Source organism: Cellulosimicrobium sp. ES-005, assembly GCF_040448685.1.
Classification (GTDB): domain Bacteria; phylum Actinomycetota; class Actinomycetes; order Actinomycetales; family Cellulomonadaceae; genus Cellulosimicrobium; species Cellulosimicrobium cellulans_G.
Map to the genome: position 1 here is coordinate 3592459 of NZ_CP159290.1, position 17663 is coordinate 3610121.

Annotated in this window: 13 protein-coding genes; 7 read left to right on the forward strand and 6 right to left on the reverse strand. The window is 74.5% G+C overall.

The genetic code is table 11. The features are described 5' to 3' along the window. Positions 1 to 32 precede the first annotated feature (32 nt). The gene (locus ABRQ22_RS16040) at positions 33 to 4469 is read left to right on the forward strand and encodes an HtaA domain-containing protein (RefSeq protein WP_353707444.1); all 4437 of its coding nucleotides are present in this window, start codon (positions 33 to 35) and stop codon (positions 4467 to 4469) included. Here the strand turns inward: ABRQ22_RS16040 and ABRQ22_RS16045 are convergent. Continuing rightward, on the reverse strand, positions 4372 to 5145 hold the full coding sequence (locus ABRQ22_RS16045) for an HAD-IIA family hydrolase (protein WP_047233591.1): 774 nt from the start codon (positions 5143 to 5145) through the stop codon (positions 4372 to 4374). The genes ABRQ22_RS16040 and ABRQ22_RS16045 overlap by 98 nt on opposite strands. A gap of 1 nt (position 5146) precedes the next feature. Then, complete coding sequence (locus tag ABRQ22_RS16050) at positions 5147 to 5863, reverse strand: VTT domain-containing protein (RefSeq protein WP_253055318.1); 717 nt, start codon at positions 5861 to 5863, stop codon at positions 5147 to 5149. Positions 5864 to 6080: 217 nt separating this feature from the next. Between ABRQ22_RS16050 and ABRQ22_RS16055 the strand changes: the two genes are divergently transcribed. The 3 genes from ABRQ22_RS16055 (at position 6081) to fbaA (ending at position 8818) form a co-directional block, all read left to right on the forward strand. Beyond that, positions 6081 to 6920, forward strand: coding sequence for an NAD(P)H-binding protein (locus tag ABRQ22_RS16055; protein ID WP_353707445.1), 840 nt, complete (start codon positions 6081 to 6083; stop codon positions 6918 to 6920). A 95-nt stretch (positions 6921 to 7015) separates the two neighbouring features. Further along, on the forward strand, positions 7016 to 7726 hold the full coding sequence (locus tag ABRQ22_RS16060) for an RNA methyltransferase (protein WP_353709562.1): 711 nt from the start codon (positions 7016 to 7018) through the stop codon (positions 7724 to 7726). 69 nt (positions 7727 to 7795) lie between these two features. Next, complete coding sequence (fbaA, locus tag ABRQ22_RS16065; protein WP_253055145.1) at positions 7796 to 8818, forward strand: class II fructose-bisphosphate aldolase; 1023 nt, start codon at positions 7796 to 7798, stop codon at positions 8816 to 8818. 139 nt (positions 8819 to 8957) lie between these two features. Here the strand turns inward: fbaA and ABRQ22_RS16070 are convergent, their stop codons facing one another. Next, entirely contained in the window at positions 8958 to 9302 is a 345-nt protein-coding gene (locus ABRQ22_RS16070) for an STAS domain-containing protein (protein WP_194227256.1), read from the reverse strand. A 219-nt stretch (positions 9303 to 9521) separates the two neighbouring features. Here ABRQ22_RS16070 and ABRQ22_RS16075 point away from each other — a divergent pair, with 219 nt between their 5' ends. Beyond that, positions 9522 to 11744: a SpoIIE family protein phosphatase gene (locus tag ABRQ22_RS16075; protein WP_353707446.1), complete on the forward strand. Its 2223-nt coding sequence runs from the start codon at positions 9522 to 9524 to the stop codon at positions 11742 to 11744. Positions 11745 to 11771: 27 nt separating this feature from the next. Here the strand turns inward: ABRQ22_RS16075 and ABRQ22_RS16080 are convergent, their stop codons facing one another. Further along, complete coding sequence (locus tag ABRQ22_RS16080; RefSeq protein WP_047233594.1) at positions 11772 to 12134, reverse strand: STAS domain-containing protein; 363 nt, start codon at positions 12132 to 12134, stop codon at positions 11772 to 11774. Positions 12135 to 12209: 75 nt separating this feature from the next. After that, positions 12210 to 12644: a DUF3151 domain-containing protein gene (locus ABRQ22_RS16085; protein WP_087470930.1), complete on the reverse strand. Its 435-nt coding sequence runs from the start codon at positions 12642 to 12644 to the stop codon at positions 12210 to 12212. A 305-nt stretch (positions 12645 to 12949) separates the two neighbouring features. On the opposite strand from ABRQ22_RS16085, the gene ABRQ22_RS16090 reads away from it, so the two are divergent. Both ABRQ22_RS16090 and purD read left to right on the forward strand, forming a co-directional pair. Further along, positions 12950 to 14236, forward strand: coding sequence for an adenylosuccinate synthase (locus tag ABRQ22_RS16090; protein ID WP_047233596.1), 1287 nt, complete (start codon positions 12950 to 12952; stop codon positions 14234 to 14236). A gap of 87 nt (positions 14237 to 14323) precedes the next feature. Continuing rightward, the gene (gene purD / locus ABRQ22_RS16095; protein ID WP_353707447.1) at positions 14324 to 15646 is read left to right on the forward strand and encodes a phosphoribosylamine--glycine ligase; all 1323 of its coding nucleotides are present in this window, start codon (positions 14324 to 14326) and stop codon (positions 15644 to 15646) included. A gap of 147 nt (positions 15647 to 15793) precedes the next feature. Here the strand turns inward: purD and ABRQ22_RS16100 are convergent, their stop codons facing one another. Further along, on the reverse strand, positions 15794 to 17389 hold the full coding sequence (locus ABRQ22_RS16100) for a ricin-type beta-trefoil lectin domain protein (protein WP_353707448.1): 1596 nt from the start codon (positions 17387 to 17389) through the stop codon (positions 15794 to 15796). Positions 17390 to 17663: the final 274 nt, after the last annotated feature.

The window sequence follows — 17663 nt, forward strand, 5'->3', positions numbered from 1 at the left end:
GGGACCTCGCCCGGACCAGCACGGGAGACCTTGTGCGCACTTCCTCGTCGAGACGCGTCCGCCGCGGCCTCGCCTCCTTCCTCGCCGCGGCCCTCGCCGCCGGCCTCACCGTCGCCGGCGCGTCCGCCCCGGCCCAGGCCGCGCCGGCCGAGATCCGGGGCGGCTCGGCCACCTGGAACTTCAAGGACTCCTGGACGGGCTACGTCGGCGGCGCGGGCACCATCACGCCCGCGCTGGTGGGCGGGAAGTCCGTCTACCCCTCCGCGTCCGGGAGCGTCGACCCGGAGACCGCCGTCGGCACGGTCCGCCTCGGCGGCTCCGTCCGCTACTCCGCGCACGGTGGCGCGCTCGACCTGACGATCTCCGACCTCCGGCTCGCCGTCACGGGCCCGACGTCGGGCGTGCTCACCGCGGACTTCACGTCGGCGGGCACCGTGTCGGACGACGTGGTCGTCGCGGAGGTCTCCGTCGGCACCGCACGCGCGGGGGACACGCTCGTCCTCACCGCGAACGGCACCTTCGCCGCGGGCATCGCGGCGGTGGACCCCCAGTTCGGCGGCTACGTCGACGAGCCGATCTCGACGCTCACCGCGACCCTCGACGTCCCGGCGCCCGTCGCCCCGGCGACCGCGACGTCGACGGCGCTCGCCGTCGCACCGTCCGGCGCGTCCGTCGCGGGCGCCCCGGTGACCCTCACCGCGACCGTCGCGCCCGCCGCCGCGGGCACGGTCGAGTTCCGCGACGGCGGCGCCGTGCTCGGCGCCGCGCCGGTGACCGACGGCGTCGCGCGCCTCGAGACGTCGGCCCTCGCCACGGGCGCGCACGAGCTGAGCGCGGCGTTCACGCCCGCCGACCCGGCGGCGTTCGTTGCGTCCGCCTCCGGCGCCGTCGCGCACGCGGTGACCGAGCCCGCGACCGAGCCCGAGCCGGAGCCGGTCGCCGACCCGGTGGTGACCGTCTCGCCGTCGGCCCCGGTGGACCCGGCCGTGGAGAACACCTTCACGGTCTCCGGCACCGGCTTCGTCGGTGCGGGCGCCGCGAACGGCGCCTACGTGCTCCTCGGGGACGCCTCGATCTGGGACGGCAGCGGCCCGCTCGTCGCGAGCGGCTGGCTCGCCCAGGGCTGGGTCATGCCGCAGCAGGTGCGCGACGGCGCGTTCACCACGACCCTCACCGTCCCGGCGGGCACGCTGGACCCGGCCACGGAGTACGTGGTCGCGACGTCCGCCGCCCACGCGCTCTCCGCGACCGACCGCAGCCTCGACACGTTCACGCCGGTCGCGGTGCAGGGCGCCACGACCCCGGGACCCGGCTGGGAGCCGTCGATCGAGCTGTTCGCCGCCGACGGCACCACCCCGCTCGGCGACACCCCGGTCCGTCCGGACGACACGATCGTCGTCAAGGGCTCGGGCTTCGACCCGGAGGCGAACGTCGCCCCCGAGGGCAACCGCCCGCCGATCTCCGGGGGCATCCCGGCGGGCACCTACGTGGTGTTCGGCAAGTTCGCGCCGCAGTGGCGGCCGTCCCAGGGCGTGGCGTCGTCCGCACGCAAGGCCGGGTCGCAGCAGTGGGCGCTCGCGTCCGCGGCCCTCGACCAGGTCGACCCGCGCTACCAGGGCGCGATCCGCGCCCAGTGGGCAGAGCTCTCCGAGGACGGCACGTTCACGGCCGAGCTCGTCGCGAGCGAGCTCGAGCTCGACGGCGGCCGCTACGGCGTCTACACCTACGCCGCCGGCGGCACCGTCAACGCCGCCCAGGAGCTCTACGCGCCCGTCGCGTTCACGACCGAGCCCGCCGCTCCCGTGTGGGAGCCGGAGATCGCGGTCCTCGCCGAGGACGGCGTGACGCCGCTCGGTGACACGGCGGTCTCGGTGGGCGACACGATCGTGGTCCGCGGCTCGGGCTTCGACCCCGCGGCGAACGTGGGTGGCCGCGGCGTCCCGATCCCGGCGAACCTGCCGCAGGGCACGTACGTCGTGTTCGGGAGCTTCGCCGAGCAGTGGCGCCCGTCCGAGGGCGCGGCGTCGTCCGCGCGCAAGGTCGGGTCGCAGGTGTGGGCCCTCGCCGAGCCGGTGCTCGACCAGGTCCCCGCCCAGTACCAGTCGGTGGTCCGCGCGCAGTGGACGGACATCGCCGCGGACGGCACGTTCGAGGCGCGGCTCGTGGTGAAGAGCCCGGGGCTGCTCGACGGCGGCCGGTACGGCGTCTACACCTACGGCGCCGGCGGCGTGAGCAACGCGGACCAGGAGCTCTTCGCTCCCGTCGCGTTCGACGCCCCCGCGTCGCTCACGGTGACGCCCGCCACGACGACGGTCGCGGCCGGAGGCAGCGTCCGGCTCACCGTGGGCGGCCTCGTCGAGGGCGACGACGTCAAGGGCGTGACGTTCGGCGGCAAGGCCGCGACCTACTCGCGCGACGGCGCCGCCGTCCTGCTCACCGTCCCGGCCGACACCGCCGCGGGGCCCGTCCCCGTCGTCGTGACCTCCGAGCTCGGGGTGACCGGCAGCACGACGCTCACCGTCACGGCCCCGGCTCCGGGGGCTCGACCGACCACGACGACCCTCGCCTCCTCGGCGACCTCGGTCGTCGAGGGGACGGCGGTGACGTTCACGGCGACCGTCACCCCGAAGGCGGCGGGCACGGTCCGGTTCACCGCCGGGGACACGGCCCTCGGCACGGCGACGGTCGTCGACGGCACCGCGTCGTACCGGGCGACCGGTCTCGCGGCCGGGTCGCACGCCGTGACGGCGACGTTCGTCCCGGCGGACAGCACCGCGTTCGTCGGTTCGACCTCGTCGCCGGTCACGGTGACGGTGACGGCGAAGCCGTCGGTCCCGACGACGGCAGGCGCTCTGACCTGGGGCGTCAAGGAGTCGTTCCGCAGCTACATCCAGGGCCCGGTCGCGGGCGGTGGCGCGACGGCGACGAACGGCGCGAGCGTCGTCGACGGCGTCTTCCGCTTCGGCCAGGCCGACGGTGGCACGTGGACCGCCGCGAGCGGCCGCGGGACCGTCGCGTACGCCGGGACGGTCCGCTTCACCGGACACGCGGGGGCGCTCGACCTCACCCTGGCGAACCCGGTCGTCGAGGTCACCGGCCCGGGCGCTGGCCGCCTGCTCGTCGACGCCCGCTCCACGGGCCTCGACGGCTCGACGTTCGACCGCAAGGGTGTCGCGGTCGCGACCCTCGCGCTCGGCGCGCCGACGACGAGCGCGGACGGGTCCGTGACGTACACGGACGCCGCGGCGACGCTCACCGCGGACGGCTCGCTCGCGTTCGTCGGCTTCTACCCGGCCGGGACCGCGCTCGACCCGGTGACGTTCACGGTCGGCGCGACGGCGACCGGACCCGGGGGCGGCGGCACGATCGGCACCCCGGGCGACGGGTCGACGGGCGGCTCGGTGGACCGGACGAAGGCGACGCTCTCGGCGTACCAGGCCGCCCCGGGCGACGAGGTCACCATCAGCGGCATCGGGTTCGGCACGAACGAGGCGGGGATCCGCACGGAGATCCGCTCGACGCCGCGCACGCTCGCGACGGGCGTCACGGCGAACGCCGGCGGCGCCGCGACCTCTACGGTGACGATCCCCCAGGACGTCGCCCCGGGCGAGCACACGCTGCTGCTGGTCGGCGCGAACCACACGGCGTCCGCGCCCATCACGATCGTCGGCACCGGGACCACCGGCACCGGGACGGGCGGCGCGGCGGAGCAGTGCTTCGCGCAGGGCGTCAACGGCGCGACGCTCTCGTGGGGCGTGAGCGACCGGTTCCGCGCGTACGTGACGGGCCCGATCGCGAAGGGCTCGGTCTCGACGAGCGGCGTGCAGGACTCCGGCTCGGCGTTCACGTGGAGCGGCGGCAAGGGCTCGTTCAACACGGACCTGGGCAAGGGGCGCGCGAGCTTCGGCGGCTCGGTGTCGTTCTCCGGGCACGAGGGCATCCTCGACCTGCAGATCAGCAACCCGCGCGTCGTCGTGAACGGCTCGTCGGGCACGCTCGTGGTGGACGTCCGGAGCAGCGACATGGAGGGCACCAAGAGCTCGTCGAACGGCGTCGCGTTCGCGAGCCTGGACCTGTCGGGCAAGAAGTCGACGTCGGGCTCCACGATCACGTGGAGCGGCGCTCCCGCGACCCTCACGGCCGCCGGGGCGAAGGCCTTCGCCGGGTTCTACGAGGCCGGCACGGCGCTGTCGCCCGTGACGTTCGGCTTCCCGATCGGCGGCGACGTGGAGTGCGACGCGTACTCGGGCGCGCTCGCCTCGACCGGGACGGACGCGGGCAGCCTCGCGCTCCTCGCCGGGACCCTGCTGCTCACGGGCGGGGCGATCCTGGCCGTGCGGCGCCGTCGTGCGTGCGGGGGGAGCGGGGGCGTCAGACCAGGTCGACGAGGTCCGCGACGGAGTCGACGACCTTGCTCGGGCGGAACGGGAACCGGTCGACGTCGGACATCTTCGTGGAGCCCGTCATGACGAGGTACGTGTACAGCCCGGCCTCGATGCCCGCGACGACGTCCGTGTCCATCCGGTCGCCGATCATCGCCGTCTTCTCCGAGTGCGCGTCGATGCGGTTGAGCGCCGAGCGGAACATCATCGGGTTCGGCTTGCCGACGAAGTACGGCTTGCGGCCCGTCGCGGCCGTGATCATCGCCGCGACCGCGCCCGTCGCGGGCAGCGGGCCCTCCTGGGACGGGCCGGTCGTGTCCGGGTTGGTGCAGATGAAGCGCGAGCCGCCGAGGATGAGGCGGATCGCCTTGGTGATCGCCTCGAACGAGTACGTGCGCGTCTCGCCCAGCACCACGTAGTCCGGGTCGGACTCGGTGAGCGTGTAGCCCGCCTCGTAGAGCGCCGTCGTCAGCCCCGCCTCGCCGACCGCGTACGCGCTGCCGCTCGGGATCTGGTCGCTGAGGAACTGGGCGGTGGCCAGCGCCGACGTCCAGATCGACTCCTCGGGCACGTCGATGCCCGACGTCGCGAGGCGCGCGCGCAGGTCGCGCGCCGTGAAGATCGAGTTGTTCGTGAGGATGAGGAACGGGCGGCCCTTGTCGCGCAGCGCCCGCACGAACTCCGGCGCGCCGGGGATCGCGTGCCCCTCGTGGACGAGCACGCCGTCCATGTCCGTCAGCCAGCTCGTGATCTCTCGTGTCATCTCAGGCGTCCTTCCCGTCCTTCTCGCCCTGCCCGACGGCGGTCGTGCCCTCGGTGACGGCCGGATCGCCGTCGGTGCCCGCCGCGTCGGCCGCGACCTGCGCCTCGAGCGCCGCGGCGCGCTTCTCGGCGCGGCGCCCGCGCCAGACCTCCACGATCATCGGGACCACCGAGAGGAACACGATGAGCAGGACGAGCGCCTCGATGTTGTCCTTGACGAACGTGATGTTCCCCAGCAGGTAGCCGAGCCACGTGAGGCCCACGGCCCACAGCAGCGCACCGAGCGCGTTGAACCCCACGAAGTGGCGGTAGTGCATCTTGCCGACGCCCGCGGCGACCGGCGCGTACGTGCGCACGATGGGCACGAAGCGGGCGATGACGATCGTCCGGCCGCCGTACTTCTCGAAGTAGGCGTTGGTCTGGTCGATGTACTTGCGCTTGAAGAACCGCGAGTCCGGGCGGTCGAACACCTTGGGCCCGACGGTGCGTCCGATGAGGTACGCCGTCTGGTCGCCGAGGAACGCCGCGGCGAAGAGCAGCGCGAGCAGCACGGGCAGGCTGATCTGCAGCGAGTCCTGCGCGACGAGCGCGCCCGCGGTGAAGAGCAGCGAGTCGCCCGGCAGGATCGGGAACAGCAGGCCCGTCTCGATGAAGATCACGACCACGATGCCGACGAGCGCGGCGTCCCCGAAGCGCTCGATGAGCGTCATCGGGTCCATCCAGTCCGGGCCGAGGGCGGCGACGGGTCCGGCGGCGCCGAGGCCCGCGGCGTGCGCGGCCCCGGGCAGGGCGGAGGCGAGCTCGGCGAGGGTGTTCACGGGTCACCAGCGTAGTGGGGGCCGGGCACCCGCCCCCGACGCCGGGTGTGCTCCGGCTGTGAAGGTCCCGCGCGGCCCGTCTGCCGGTCCTGGGCCGGCGCCGGGCAGAATGTCCGGCATGGCGAGCATCGCGGTGGTGGGCGGGACCGGCGCGGCAGGCCGCGCCGTCGTGCAGGAGGCCGCCGCGCGCGGCCACGAGGTGCGCGTGCTCTCGCGGCACGCGCCCGACGACGACGCGCGCGTCGCGGGCACGACGCACCACCGCGTCGACCTCCTCGGGTCCGACGGCGCCGTCGTCGCGGCGCTCGACGCGGCGCTCGCCGGGACCGACGCCGTGGTCGACGCGAGCAACGGGATGTCGCCGGGGGCGATGAAGGTGTTCACGGTCGGGGCGGGCCGCCTGGCGGAGGCGGCGCGCCGCGCCGGGACGGGCCGCGTCGTCGTGCTCTCCATCGTGAACGTCGACCAGGGGGACTACGGGTACTACCGCGCGAAGGCCGAGCAGGAGCGGGTCCTGTCGTCCGGCGGCGTCCCGACGACGGTCGTGCGCGCGACCCAGTTCCACGAGTTCCTCGAGATCTTCCTCGGGCGTGACGGGCGGCTCGGCCGGTGGGCTCGCCTCGGCCTCCTGCCCGTGCCGCGCGGGGTGCGGTTCCAGCCGATCGCGCTCGCCGACGTCGCGCGGGCGCTCGTCGACGCCGCCGAGGGGACGCCGCCCGCGGGCGGCGTGCGGGGGCCGGGGCCGGACGCGACGACGGTGACGATCGGCGGCCCCGAGGTCCTCGACGCCCGCGACATGGCCCGCGCGTGGCGCGCTGCGCACGGCGCGCGCCGCCCCGTCGTCGGGGTGCCGCTGCCCGGGCCGCTGGGCGAGTTCTTCCGCGCGGGCCGCAACCTCGTGCCCGACCGCCGCTACGGGACGCTCACCTACCGCGACTGGCTCGGGTCCCGCGCGTGACGCCGTCCGACGCCCCGCGCGAGGTGCCGCCCGGGGCGCGCCCCGCCGTCGGGCACGACGGCGAGCGCGCCGAGGACCGCGCCGAGGAGCGGGAGGTGGGGGTCGGGCCGTGGCCCGGCGGGCCGGACGCGTGGCCGCGCGTCCCGGACCCCGAGGGCCCGCCCGGGGCGACCCGCGTCGACCCGCGCTACGACCCCGAGCTGCTCGGCCACGGCGACCGGCGCAACGTCGTCGACGCCTACCGCTACTGGACCGTCGAGGCGGTCGTCGCGGACCTCGACGCGCGCCGCGACCCGGCGCGCTCCCTGCACGTCGCGATCGAGAACTGGGCGCACGACCTCAACATCGGCTCCGTCGTGCGCACGGCGAACGCGTTCAACGTGGCGGGCGTGCACGTCGTCGGGCGGCGCCGGTGGAACCGTCGCGGCGCGATGGTCACCGACCGCTACCTCCACGTGCACCACCACGCGTCCGTCGACGACCTCGCGACCTGGGCCGCGGGGGAGGGGCTGCCGCTCCTGGGCGTCGACAACCTCCCGGGCTCCGTCCCGATCGAGGGGTACGCCCTGCCCGCGTCGTGCGTGCTGCTGCTCGGCCAGGAGTCGACCGGGCTGACGCCCGAGGCGGTCGCCGCGTGCCGCGCCGTCCTGCACATCACCCAGCACGGCTCGACCCGATCCCTCAACGCCGGGGCGGCGGGCGCGATCGCCCTGCACGCGTGGGCCGCGCAGCACCTCGCCCCGGGCGACGGCGCGACGGAGGGCCGGGCCGTGGTCACGCGGCGACCACAGGTCGAACGGCCCTGACCCTGCGCTGTCATCCATGCCAGACTTTGACCTGACAGTCCACCCCGCACGACTCCACAGGAGCTCCGCATGCCCATCGCAACCCCCGAGGTCTACGCCGAGATGATCGACCGGGCGAAGGCAGGCTCGTTCGCCTACCCGGCCGTCAACATCACCTCGTCGCAGACCATCACCGCCGCGCTCCAGGGCTTTGCCGAGGCCGAGTCCGACGGCATCATCCAGGTCTCCGTGGGCGGCGCCGAGTACGGCTCGGGTTCGACGGTCAAGGACCGCATCGCCGGTTCGCTCGCGCTCGCGGCGTACGCGCGCGAGGTCGCGAAGAACTACCCGGTGCAGATCGCGATCCACACCGACCACTGCGTCAAGAAGAACCTCGACTCCTGGGTCCGCCCGCTCCTGGCCCTCGAGGCCGAGCAGGTGAAGAACGGCGGCCTGCCGACGTTCCAGTCGCACATGTACGACGGCTCCGACGTCCCGCTGGACGAGAACCTCACGATCGCGGCGGAGCTCCTCGAGCTCTCGCAGGCCGCGCGCACGATCCTCGAGATCGAGGTCGGCGTCGTCGGCGGCGAGGAGGACGGCCACGAGGCCGAGATCAACGAGAAGCTCTACACCACGGTCGAGGACGGCCTCGCGACGGTCGCGGCGCTCGGCACGGGCGAGAAGGGCCGCTACCTGACGGCCCTCACGTTCGGCAACGTGCACGGCGTGTACAAGCCGGGCGCGGTCAAGCTCCGCCCGGAGATCCTCAAGGAGATCCAGGACGCCGTCGGCGCGAAGGTCGGCAAGGCGAACCCGTTCGACCTGGTCTTCCACGGCGGCTCGGGCTCCACGGCCGAGGAGATCTCGGCCGCGGTCGACTTCGGCGTCATCAAGATGAACATCGACACCGACACGCAGTACGCGTTCACGCGTCCGGTCGTCGGCCACATGTTCTCCAACTACGACGGCGTCCTGAAGGTCGACGGCGAGGTCGGCAACAAGAAGGCCTACGACCCGCGCGCCTGGGGCAAGCTGGCCGAGGCCGGCATGGCCGCCCGCATCATCGAGGCGTCGCAGCAGCTGCGCTCGGCGGGCAACAAGATCCGCTGACGCCCCGAGAGCCGGCGCTGCGCCGGCTCCGGACGCGCGAAGGCCCCCGGTCCGTACGGACCGGGGGCCTTCGTCGTGGGTCGTGCCGGCGGGAACCCGGTGACGCCGGGTCGTGACCCGCGCGGCGGTGGCGCCGCTCTCAGTCCGTGGCGCCCGCGCCGTTGCCCGGAGGCTCGTCGAGGTCGAAGCCGGGGTCCACGTCGACGATGTCGAGCAGCTCGCCGATGCGGGTCACCTCGAGGAGGAACCGGACCGTCGGCGGAGCGCGCAGGACGCGGACCCGGTGCGGGCCGCGCGACGCGAGACGCGCGAGGAACGCCACGCCGGACGAGTCCATGAAGGTGACGTGGTGCGCGTCGATCTCGACGGGGAGCCCGGAGTCCTCCGCCGCGGCGGTCGCCTCCTGGAGGTCGGCGCCGAGGTCGGCGTCGATCTCGCCCGAGAGGACGATGCGGGCCCGCGTCGTCCCCACGATGACGTGCACGCTCGCCGGGTCGCCCGTCCCGGCGGGGTCGCCGGCGACGCCGACCGGACGGTCGGCGGCCGAGGGTGTACCTTCGCGCACCGGCGCTCCTCTCTGCGTGGTCCCGACCCGTTCCGGTCTCGGGAAGCACCAATCTACGGTTGAATGTCCAGTCGGGACAGTAACGCGACCGTGGCGTCCGGATCCAGACGATCGACGCACGGACCGTCGGAGGTGACGATGGGCAGCTCGCCGGGGCTCGGCACCGACCTGCCCGCGCACGTCCAGGAGCTCTGCACGCGCGCCATGGAGGGCGCCGGCGTCGCGATGTTCGTCACCGGCCCCCGCTCGGACGAGATGCCGATCGTGTGGGTGAACGCCGCGTTCGAGCGCCAGACCGGGTTCGCCGCGGCCGAGGTCGTCGGCCGCAGCCCCCACGTCCTCGAGTCGCTCCTGTCGGAACCGGTGGACGCGCAGGAGCTGCGCACGGCCATCGCGGAGGAGCGCGAGATCACGCACACGGTCCGCGCGCTGCGCCGCGACGGCTCCCCGGTGTGGACGCAGCTCTCGCTCGCCCCGCTCGCCGGCCCGGACGGCACCGTCACCCACTGGGTCGGGGTGCAGGTCGACGTCTCCGAGCACCTCGAGCGGTACGCAGCCCAGGTCGCGTCCCTCGCGCTGGAGCGGCGCGAGCGTGCCGTGCTCGACGTCGTCTCCCGCAGCTCGGACCTCCTCGCCGACCTCGACCAGCCGTACGCGCTGCGTGACATCACCGAGCTCCTCGCGGGGTACGTCGTCGACTGGGCCGGCTTCTACCTCAACGACGACGGGCTCCGGTACGCGGAGGGCGTCGACACGGCAGCGCCCCCGAGCGGCCGGGGTCAGCGCCACGGCCGCTACACGCCCGGCGCGTTCCCCGTCGCGCCCGGCCTGCACACGACCGACGCGCTCGGCGACTCCGCGGCCGTCACCGGCTCGGTGCCGCGCGTGCGCCTGGTGGACGTGCCCGACCGCGTCCAGGACGTCCTGGACGGGCGCATCGAGGGCCCCGTCACCCTCGACCTCTCCTCGACGTACCCGCAGTGGTCGGCCTCCGGCTGGCTCCAGCGCGACCTGCACCACCGGCTCGCCGGCCTGCCGCACCGTCCGGGCTCCGTGACGGTCACGGCGGTCCCGGGCCGACGCCGCATCCTCGGCCTGCTCGTCACGGGCGACGCGTCCGACGTGGGGCCCCACGGGCTCGGCACCGAGACGGAGGCGCGCGAGGGCGTGCGCACGCTCCTGCAGGTCATCGCGCGCCGCGCCGGCACCGCGATCGACAACGTGCGGCTCTACGCGCGTGAGCACCGCCTCGCCGAGACGCTGCAGCGGGCGATGCTGCCCGAGCAGGCCGACGTCACCGGGCTCGACGTCTGGACCTACTACGCGCCCAACTCCGAGCACGCCCAGGTGGGCGGCGACTGGTACGACGTCCTGCAGATCGCGCCGGACGTGGTCGGGCTCGTCATCGGCGACGTCGTGGGCCACGACGTCGAGGCGGCGGCAGCGATGGGCCAGCTCCGCTCGGTCGTCCGGTCGTACGCGTACGAGCTCACGACGCCCGGGCCGGTGCTCGAGCGCGTCGACCAGCTCGTCCAGGGCATGCGCATCCCGCGCTCGGCGAGCCTCGTGTACGCGGCGCTCACGCAGCCCGACGCCGCGCAGCCCGACGACGCGTGGCGCATCGAGTACTCGCGCGCCGGGCACCTGCCCCCGCTCCTGCTGCGCGACGGCACGGTGACGCAGCTCGACGACGCCGGGGGCGCGCTCGTCGGGTTCGGCGGCCGGAGCCGGTCGACGGGCGTCGCGGCGCTGGCGCCCGGCGACACGCTCGTCTTCTACACCGACGGGCTCATCGAGCGCCGGGACCGCGCCCTGCGGGTGGGGCTCGAGGCGCTCGTCGCGGCGTCCGAGGCCGTCACGGCCGTCGACGCCGCGGGCGTGGGCGAGGAGCTGCTGTCCCGCCTCGCGGACGCCCCCGAGGACGACGTCGCGCTCGTCGTCGTGCGCATCCCCGACCCGGTGCACGACGCGTCGGCCGTCGTGCTGAGCCCGCGCAGCCGCCGCTGGCTCCTGCCGAGCGAGCCCGCGTCGATCGGGCGCGCGCGGCACGCCGTCGTGCGCACGTGCCAGGCGTGGGGCGTGCGCGACAGCGCGAACGCGGAGCTCGTCGTCTCCGAGCTGGTGGCGAACGGCGTCCTGCACGGCTGGGGGCACCTCGCGCTGCGCCTCTTCGACACGGGCGACGGCATCCGCGTCGAGGTGGAGGACTCCAACCCGGCGCCGCCCGTCCCGACGGACGGGCACCCGAACCGCATGGGCGGGTTCGGCATGCAGATCGTCGAGCGGCTCGCGGACTGGGGCTGGCGCCCGACGGCGTCCGGCAAGCTCGTCTGGGCGACGCTGCGGCCCTCCGGGCGGTAGCCGGTCGTCGCCGACGAGACCCGACCGTCAGGCCGGGGGCTCGACCTTCGCGAAGCCGGACGGCGGCGTCGCGGGCTCGCAGCGGTGGTCGGAGTCGATGCGGAAGAGCTCGAGCGCCCCGCACACCTCCAGCACGAACAGGTCGCGGTCGTCGCAGCCGCGCAGCACCGTGGCGCCGCCGCGCTTGCGTCCCGAGTCCGCGAGCGAGATGAGGAACGCGGCGCCGGTGGAGTCCATGAACGTCACGCGGCACATGTCGATCACGAGGAGCTGACGGCGCAGCCCGACGACGCGGGCCGCGATCTCCGGGAACTGGTCGCGCTCGGCGAGATCGAGGTCTCCGGCGATGACGAGAGTCGTCGTCGCGGGGGAGGTGGCGATCTCGATCATGTCGTCGACTCTAATCGTCGCCCGGGTGGGTCGCGCGCCCACCGCCCCTGCACGGCGGTCGCGCGACCCGGGCCGTCAGCGCAGCGCGCGGACCTCGTCGGCCGACGTGCCGGAGTCGCGCAGGAACTGCTCGCAGCGCTCGGCCTCCTCGACCTCGCCGATGTACGCCGCGCACTCCGCGAGCGCGAGCAGCGCCCGCAGGAAGCCCTGGTTCGGGACGTGGTCGGCGGGGATCGGTCCCTGACCCCGCCAGCCGGCCCGGCGCAGGGAGTCGAGGCCGCGGTGGTACCCGGTGCGCGCGAACGCGTAGGCCGTCACGGCGCCGCGGGACCCGTTCTCGTGGAGGAAGTCCTCGGCGAGGTACGCCCACGCGAGCGAGCTCGCCGGGGTGCGGGCCGCGATCTCGTACGGGTCGCCGTCGGCGGCGATGGCGTCGCGGACGTGCGCGAAGTCGTCGGGGAGGCGGACCGGCGCGGGGCCGTCGAGGAGGTTCGCGTGCGTGTCGCTCATGGAGCCATTCTGCCCGCCCGGGATGCGCCCGGCACCGGAACGTGCCGAACCCGGGGTCGCTCCCCACGCGGGCCGCACGATGAGGAGCGATCACGGGCTCGGCGGAGGCGCCGTGGACGACGGACGCCCGAAAGGTCAATGGCCGGTAAACTCGGCGCCGGTCCCCGGGTGACTGCCGCCCGGGTGACGCCTCGGGCCCGCGGGCCCAGCGCCGTCGGGCACGACCTGCCCGCTCCGCTCCGGACGCCGGTGCGCCCACGACCATGACCGGCCCGAGGAACAGGCAGTGCGAAAGTGGGGATTCCATGCCAGGCGTGGTGCTCGTCGGTGCCCAGTGGGGCGATGAGGGCAAGGGCAAGGCGACCGACCTCCTCGGCTCCCGGGTCGACTACGTGGTCAAGTTCAACGGCGGCAACAACGCCGGCCACACGGTCGTCATCGGGGACGAGAAGTACGCGCTCCACCTGCTGCCGTCGGGCATCCTGTCCCCGGGCGTCACGCCGGTCATCGCGAACGGCGTCGTCGTGGACATCGAGGTGCTGTTCCAGGAGCTCGACGACCTGATCTCGCGCGGCGTGGACGTCTCGCGCCTGCTCGTCTCGGGCTCGGCGCACGTCATCGCGGGCTACCACCGCACGATCGACAAGGTGAGCGAGCGGTTCCTCGGCAAGCGCCGCATCGGCACGACCGGCCGCGGGATCGGCCCGGCGTACGCGGACAAGATCAACCGCGTCGGGATCCGCATCTGGGACCTGTTCGACGAGAAGATCCTCGCGGAGAAGATCGAGGGCTCGCTCGACCAGAAGAACCACCTGCTGGTGAAGGTCTACAACCGCCGCGCGATCACGGTCGACGAGACCGTAGCGGAGCTGCTGCAGTACGCCGACCGCCTCAAGCCGATGGTCGCGGACACGGCGCTCGAGCTGAACAAGGCGCTCGACGCGGGCAAGAACGTCCTCTTCGAGGGCGGGCAGGCGACGATGCTCGACGTCGACCACGGGACGTACCCGTTCGTCACGTCGTCCAACGCGACCGCGGGCGGCGCGCTCACGGGCTCCGGCGTCGGGCCGACGCGCATCAGCTCCGTGATCGGCGTCATCAAGGCGTACACGACGCGCGTGGGCGAGGGCCCGTTCCCCACCGAGCTGTTCGACGCGAACGGCGAGTACCTGCTCAAGCAGGGCGGCGAGTACGGCGTGACGACGGGCCGCGCGCGCCGCTGCGGCTGGTACGACTCGGTGATCGCGCGCTACGCGACCCGCGTCAACGGCATCACCGACATGGTGCTCACCAAGCTCGACATCCTCACCGGGTTCGAGAAGGTGCCGGTGTGCGTCGCGTACGACGTGGACGGCGTCCGGTACGACGAGATGCCGCTCGACCAGACCGCGTTCCACCACGCGAAGCCGATCTACGAGGAGCTCGACGGCTGGTGGGAGGACATCTCCGGCGCCCGCACGTTCGAGGACCTGCCGACGAACGCGCAGCGCTACGTGCTCGCGCTCGAGGAGATGTCCGGCACCCGGATCTCCGCGATCGGCGTCGGCCCGAGCCGCGACGCGATCATCCCGCGCCACGACCTCATCCACTGACGCCTCGTCGCCGAGCCGACGACGGACGCCGACCACGGCCCGGACGCCCCGCGGGGTGTCCGGGCCGTCTCGGTAGACTCGGCGCCCGTGAAGATCCTCGTCGTCGGGACCGGTGCCCGCGAGCACGCCATCGTCCACGCCCTCGCGCACGAGGCCGACCGCCCGGGCGCCGAGCCGCACGAGCTGCACGCCGCCCCCGGGAACCCCGGCATCGGGGACCTCGCGACGCTGCACGCGGTCGACCAGAACGACGGCGCCGCGGTGGCCGCGCTCGCGACCGGCCTGGGCGTCGACCTCGTCGTCGTCGGCCCGGAGGCACCGCTCGTCGCGGGCGTCGGGGACGCGGTGCGCGAGGCGGGGATCCCGGTGTTCGGGCCCAGCGCCGAGGCGGCGCGGCTCGAGGGCTCCAAGGCGTTCGCCAAGGACGTCATGGCGGCGGCGTCCGTCCCGACGGCGCTCGCGCACGTCTGCACCGACGTCGACCAGGTCGCGGCCGCGGTCGACGCGTTCGGCGCCCCCTACGTCATCAAGGACGACGGCCTCGCCGCGGGCAAGGGCGTCGTCGTCACGGAGGACCGGCAGGCCGCGCTCGAGCACGCCGCGGCGTGCTTCGCGACCCCGCGCCGCGCCGCCGACGGCACGCCCGAGGACCCGCGCGTCGTCGTCGAGGAGTACCTCGACGGCCCGGAGGTCTCGCTCTTCTGCGTGAGCGACGGCGCGACCGTCGTCCCGCTCGCGCCGGCCCAGGACTTCAAGCGCGCGTTCGACGCCGACGCCGGTCCCAACACGGGCGGCATGGGCGCCTACAGCCCGCTCCCCTGGGCGCCGGAGGGCCTCGTCGACGAGGTCGTCACGCGCGTCGCGCAGCCGACGATCGACGAGATGGCGCGCCGCGGCACCCCGTTCGTCGGCGTCCTGTACGTGGGGCTCGCGCTGACGAGCCGCGGCACGCGCGTCGTCGAGTTCAACGCGCGGTTCGGAGACCCGGAGACGCAGTCCGTGCTCACGCGCCTCGCGACGCCGCTGTCCGCCGTGATGCTCGCGGCGGCGCAGGGACGCCTCGCCGAGATCGGTGCGCTGCGCTGGCACGACGACGCGTCGGTCACCGTCGTCGTCGCGGCGCACGGCTACCCGGGCGCCGTGCGCGGAGGCGACCCGATCACGGGCATCGACGCGGCGGAGGCCGTCGAGGGCGTGCACGTGCTCCACGCGGGGACGTCGCGCGGGGACGACGGCGGCCTGGTCGCCGCGGGCGGCCGCGTGCTGTCGGTCGTGGCGCGCGGCGCCGACCTGGCCGAGGCGCGCCGTCGGGCGTACGCCGCGGTCGACCGCATCGTGCTCCCGGGCTCGCACCACCGCACGGACATCGCGGCGAAGGCCGCCGCGGGCGAGGTCACCCTCGCGGGCTGACGCCCGCCGTCGGGCCGCCCGCCGACCCCGACGCGCCCGGGCGCCCGTCGAGCACGACCTCTCCCGCCGTTGAACACGACATGGCGGTCGCTTTCACGCTGATAACGACCGCCATGTCGTGTTCGGCGCCCTGAGGGGTGGGTCCTGTCAGGCTCGGTGCCACTTCTGGGCCGCGGTGCCGTTGCACGTCCAGATCTGGAGCTTCGTCCCGTCGGTGCTGTTGCTGCTCGGGACGTCCACGCACTTGTTCGCGAGGACGGACACGAGGTCGCCCGCGCCGCTCAGGACGAACTGCTGAGCGGGGTTGCCGCTGCAGTTCGCGAGCTGCACGGCGGTCCCGTCGGCCGTGGCGGCCCAGGCCACGTCCATGCACTTGCCACCCGCGCGGACCGTGCCGTCGGGCTCGAACGTCCAGCGCTGCGCGCTCGTCCCGTTGCAGGTCCAGAGCTGGAGCCGCTTGCCGTCGCTGAAGTCCGAGCTCGGCACGTCGATGCACTTGCCCGCGAGCCCGACGAGCGCGCTGCCCGAGCCGCCGCCCGTGGTGACGAGGGACAGCCCGTACGCCGAGAGGATCGGGTTCACGGGCTGGTAGATGAACTTGCCGCCGTTCGAGCAGTCGTTGATGCGGCCCGACGTGACGCCCTGCGCCTGGTTGCCCGAGATCACGGAGCCGCCGGAGTCGCCGCCCTCGGCGCACGCGGAGCCGCGCACGAGCCCGGGGATGTCGCCGTTGCCGTAGTTCACGGTGATGTTCTTCTGCTCGATGACGCCGCAGCGCCAGCCCGTCGTCGCGCCGGACCGGCAGACGGACGCGCCTACGGGCGCCTCGGCGGACCCGGCGACGTCGACCGTGCCGCCCGCGTAGTTGTTCACGCGGGGGACGGGGGTGAACCCGGCGTCGACGCGCACCCAGGCGTAGTCGTGGCCGGGGAACGACGCCGCCTGGACCGTGCCCATGCGCGCCCAGCTCGCCGTGAGCACCTCCTTGCCGGCGGCGCCGCAGTGCCCGGCCGTGACGAAGCCGCCCTGGACGGCGAAGCCGATCGAGCATGCCGAGCCCGACGACGCCCCGGGGTCCCGCGTGATGTACCGGTCGCCGCCGCGCACGTCGGCCGCGAGCTCGTACGGTGCGTCGACGACCTCGGTCCGTACGGCCGACGGGTCGACCCCCGACGCGGCGACGAACGCCTCGGCCGCGCCGGCGTCGAGCGACTCGACCACGACCTCGTTCGTCGTCACGTCCACGTACCAGGCCTGGACGGCGTCGGGCGTCGCCGCGTGGTCGAGGTCTGCGGCGAGCGCGTCCAGGTCGGCGAGGCTGTGCTCGACGACGACGGCCTCGGCGCCGGCCGCCTCGACCTCCGGGACGGCGGAGGGGTCCGTGACGGCGACGACGGGCGTCGCGGCGTCGGCGTCGACCCACGTGCCGGCGTACGCCGCGCCCAGACCGCCGCTCAGCGACTGCTCGACGGCGCCTGTCGCGGCGTCGAGCGCGAGCCGGTCGGCGACGCCGGCCGCGTCGAGGCCCAGGTCGCGCTCCAGCGCGCGGAGCTGGCCGGGGGACAGGTCGTCGGGCCCGGGAACGGGGTCGGCGAGCAGCGCGGGGGCCTCGGCCCCGGTGGTCGGCGGTGCGGCGACGGGTGCGCTCGCGCCCGCCGACGTCGCGAGCCCGACGCTCGCGGCGATCACGCCGATCCCGGTTGCTAGCGCTGTCAGGCGATGGTGCATCGTGCCGTGGTGCATCGTTGCCTCCTCGGTGCGGATGTCGCCCTGCCGTCGTCGGCAGGGCCGGGACGGCGGTGCAGGCGCCCCCGAGGGGGTCGCTCCGATGCGTGCCCCCGACGGTGAGGGAGCGCTCCCACGACCGTCCTGAGGGCACAGTAGCGACTTCCGCGACGTTCGTCGCGTCCGGGCTCGGCGGCGGTCCTCGTCCCGTGCTGTCGGGTGCGGTCGGCCCGGCGCCCGACGGGACGCCGGGCCGGGCCGCCTCTCGGTGGTGGGCGGGGAGGGCGACCTG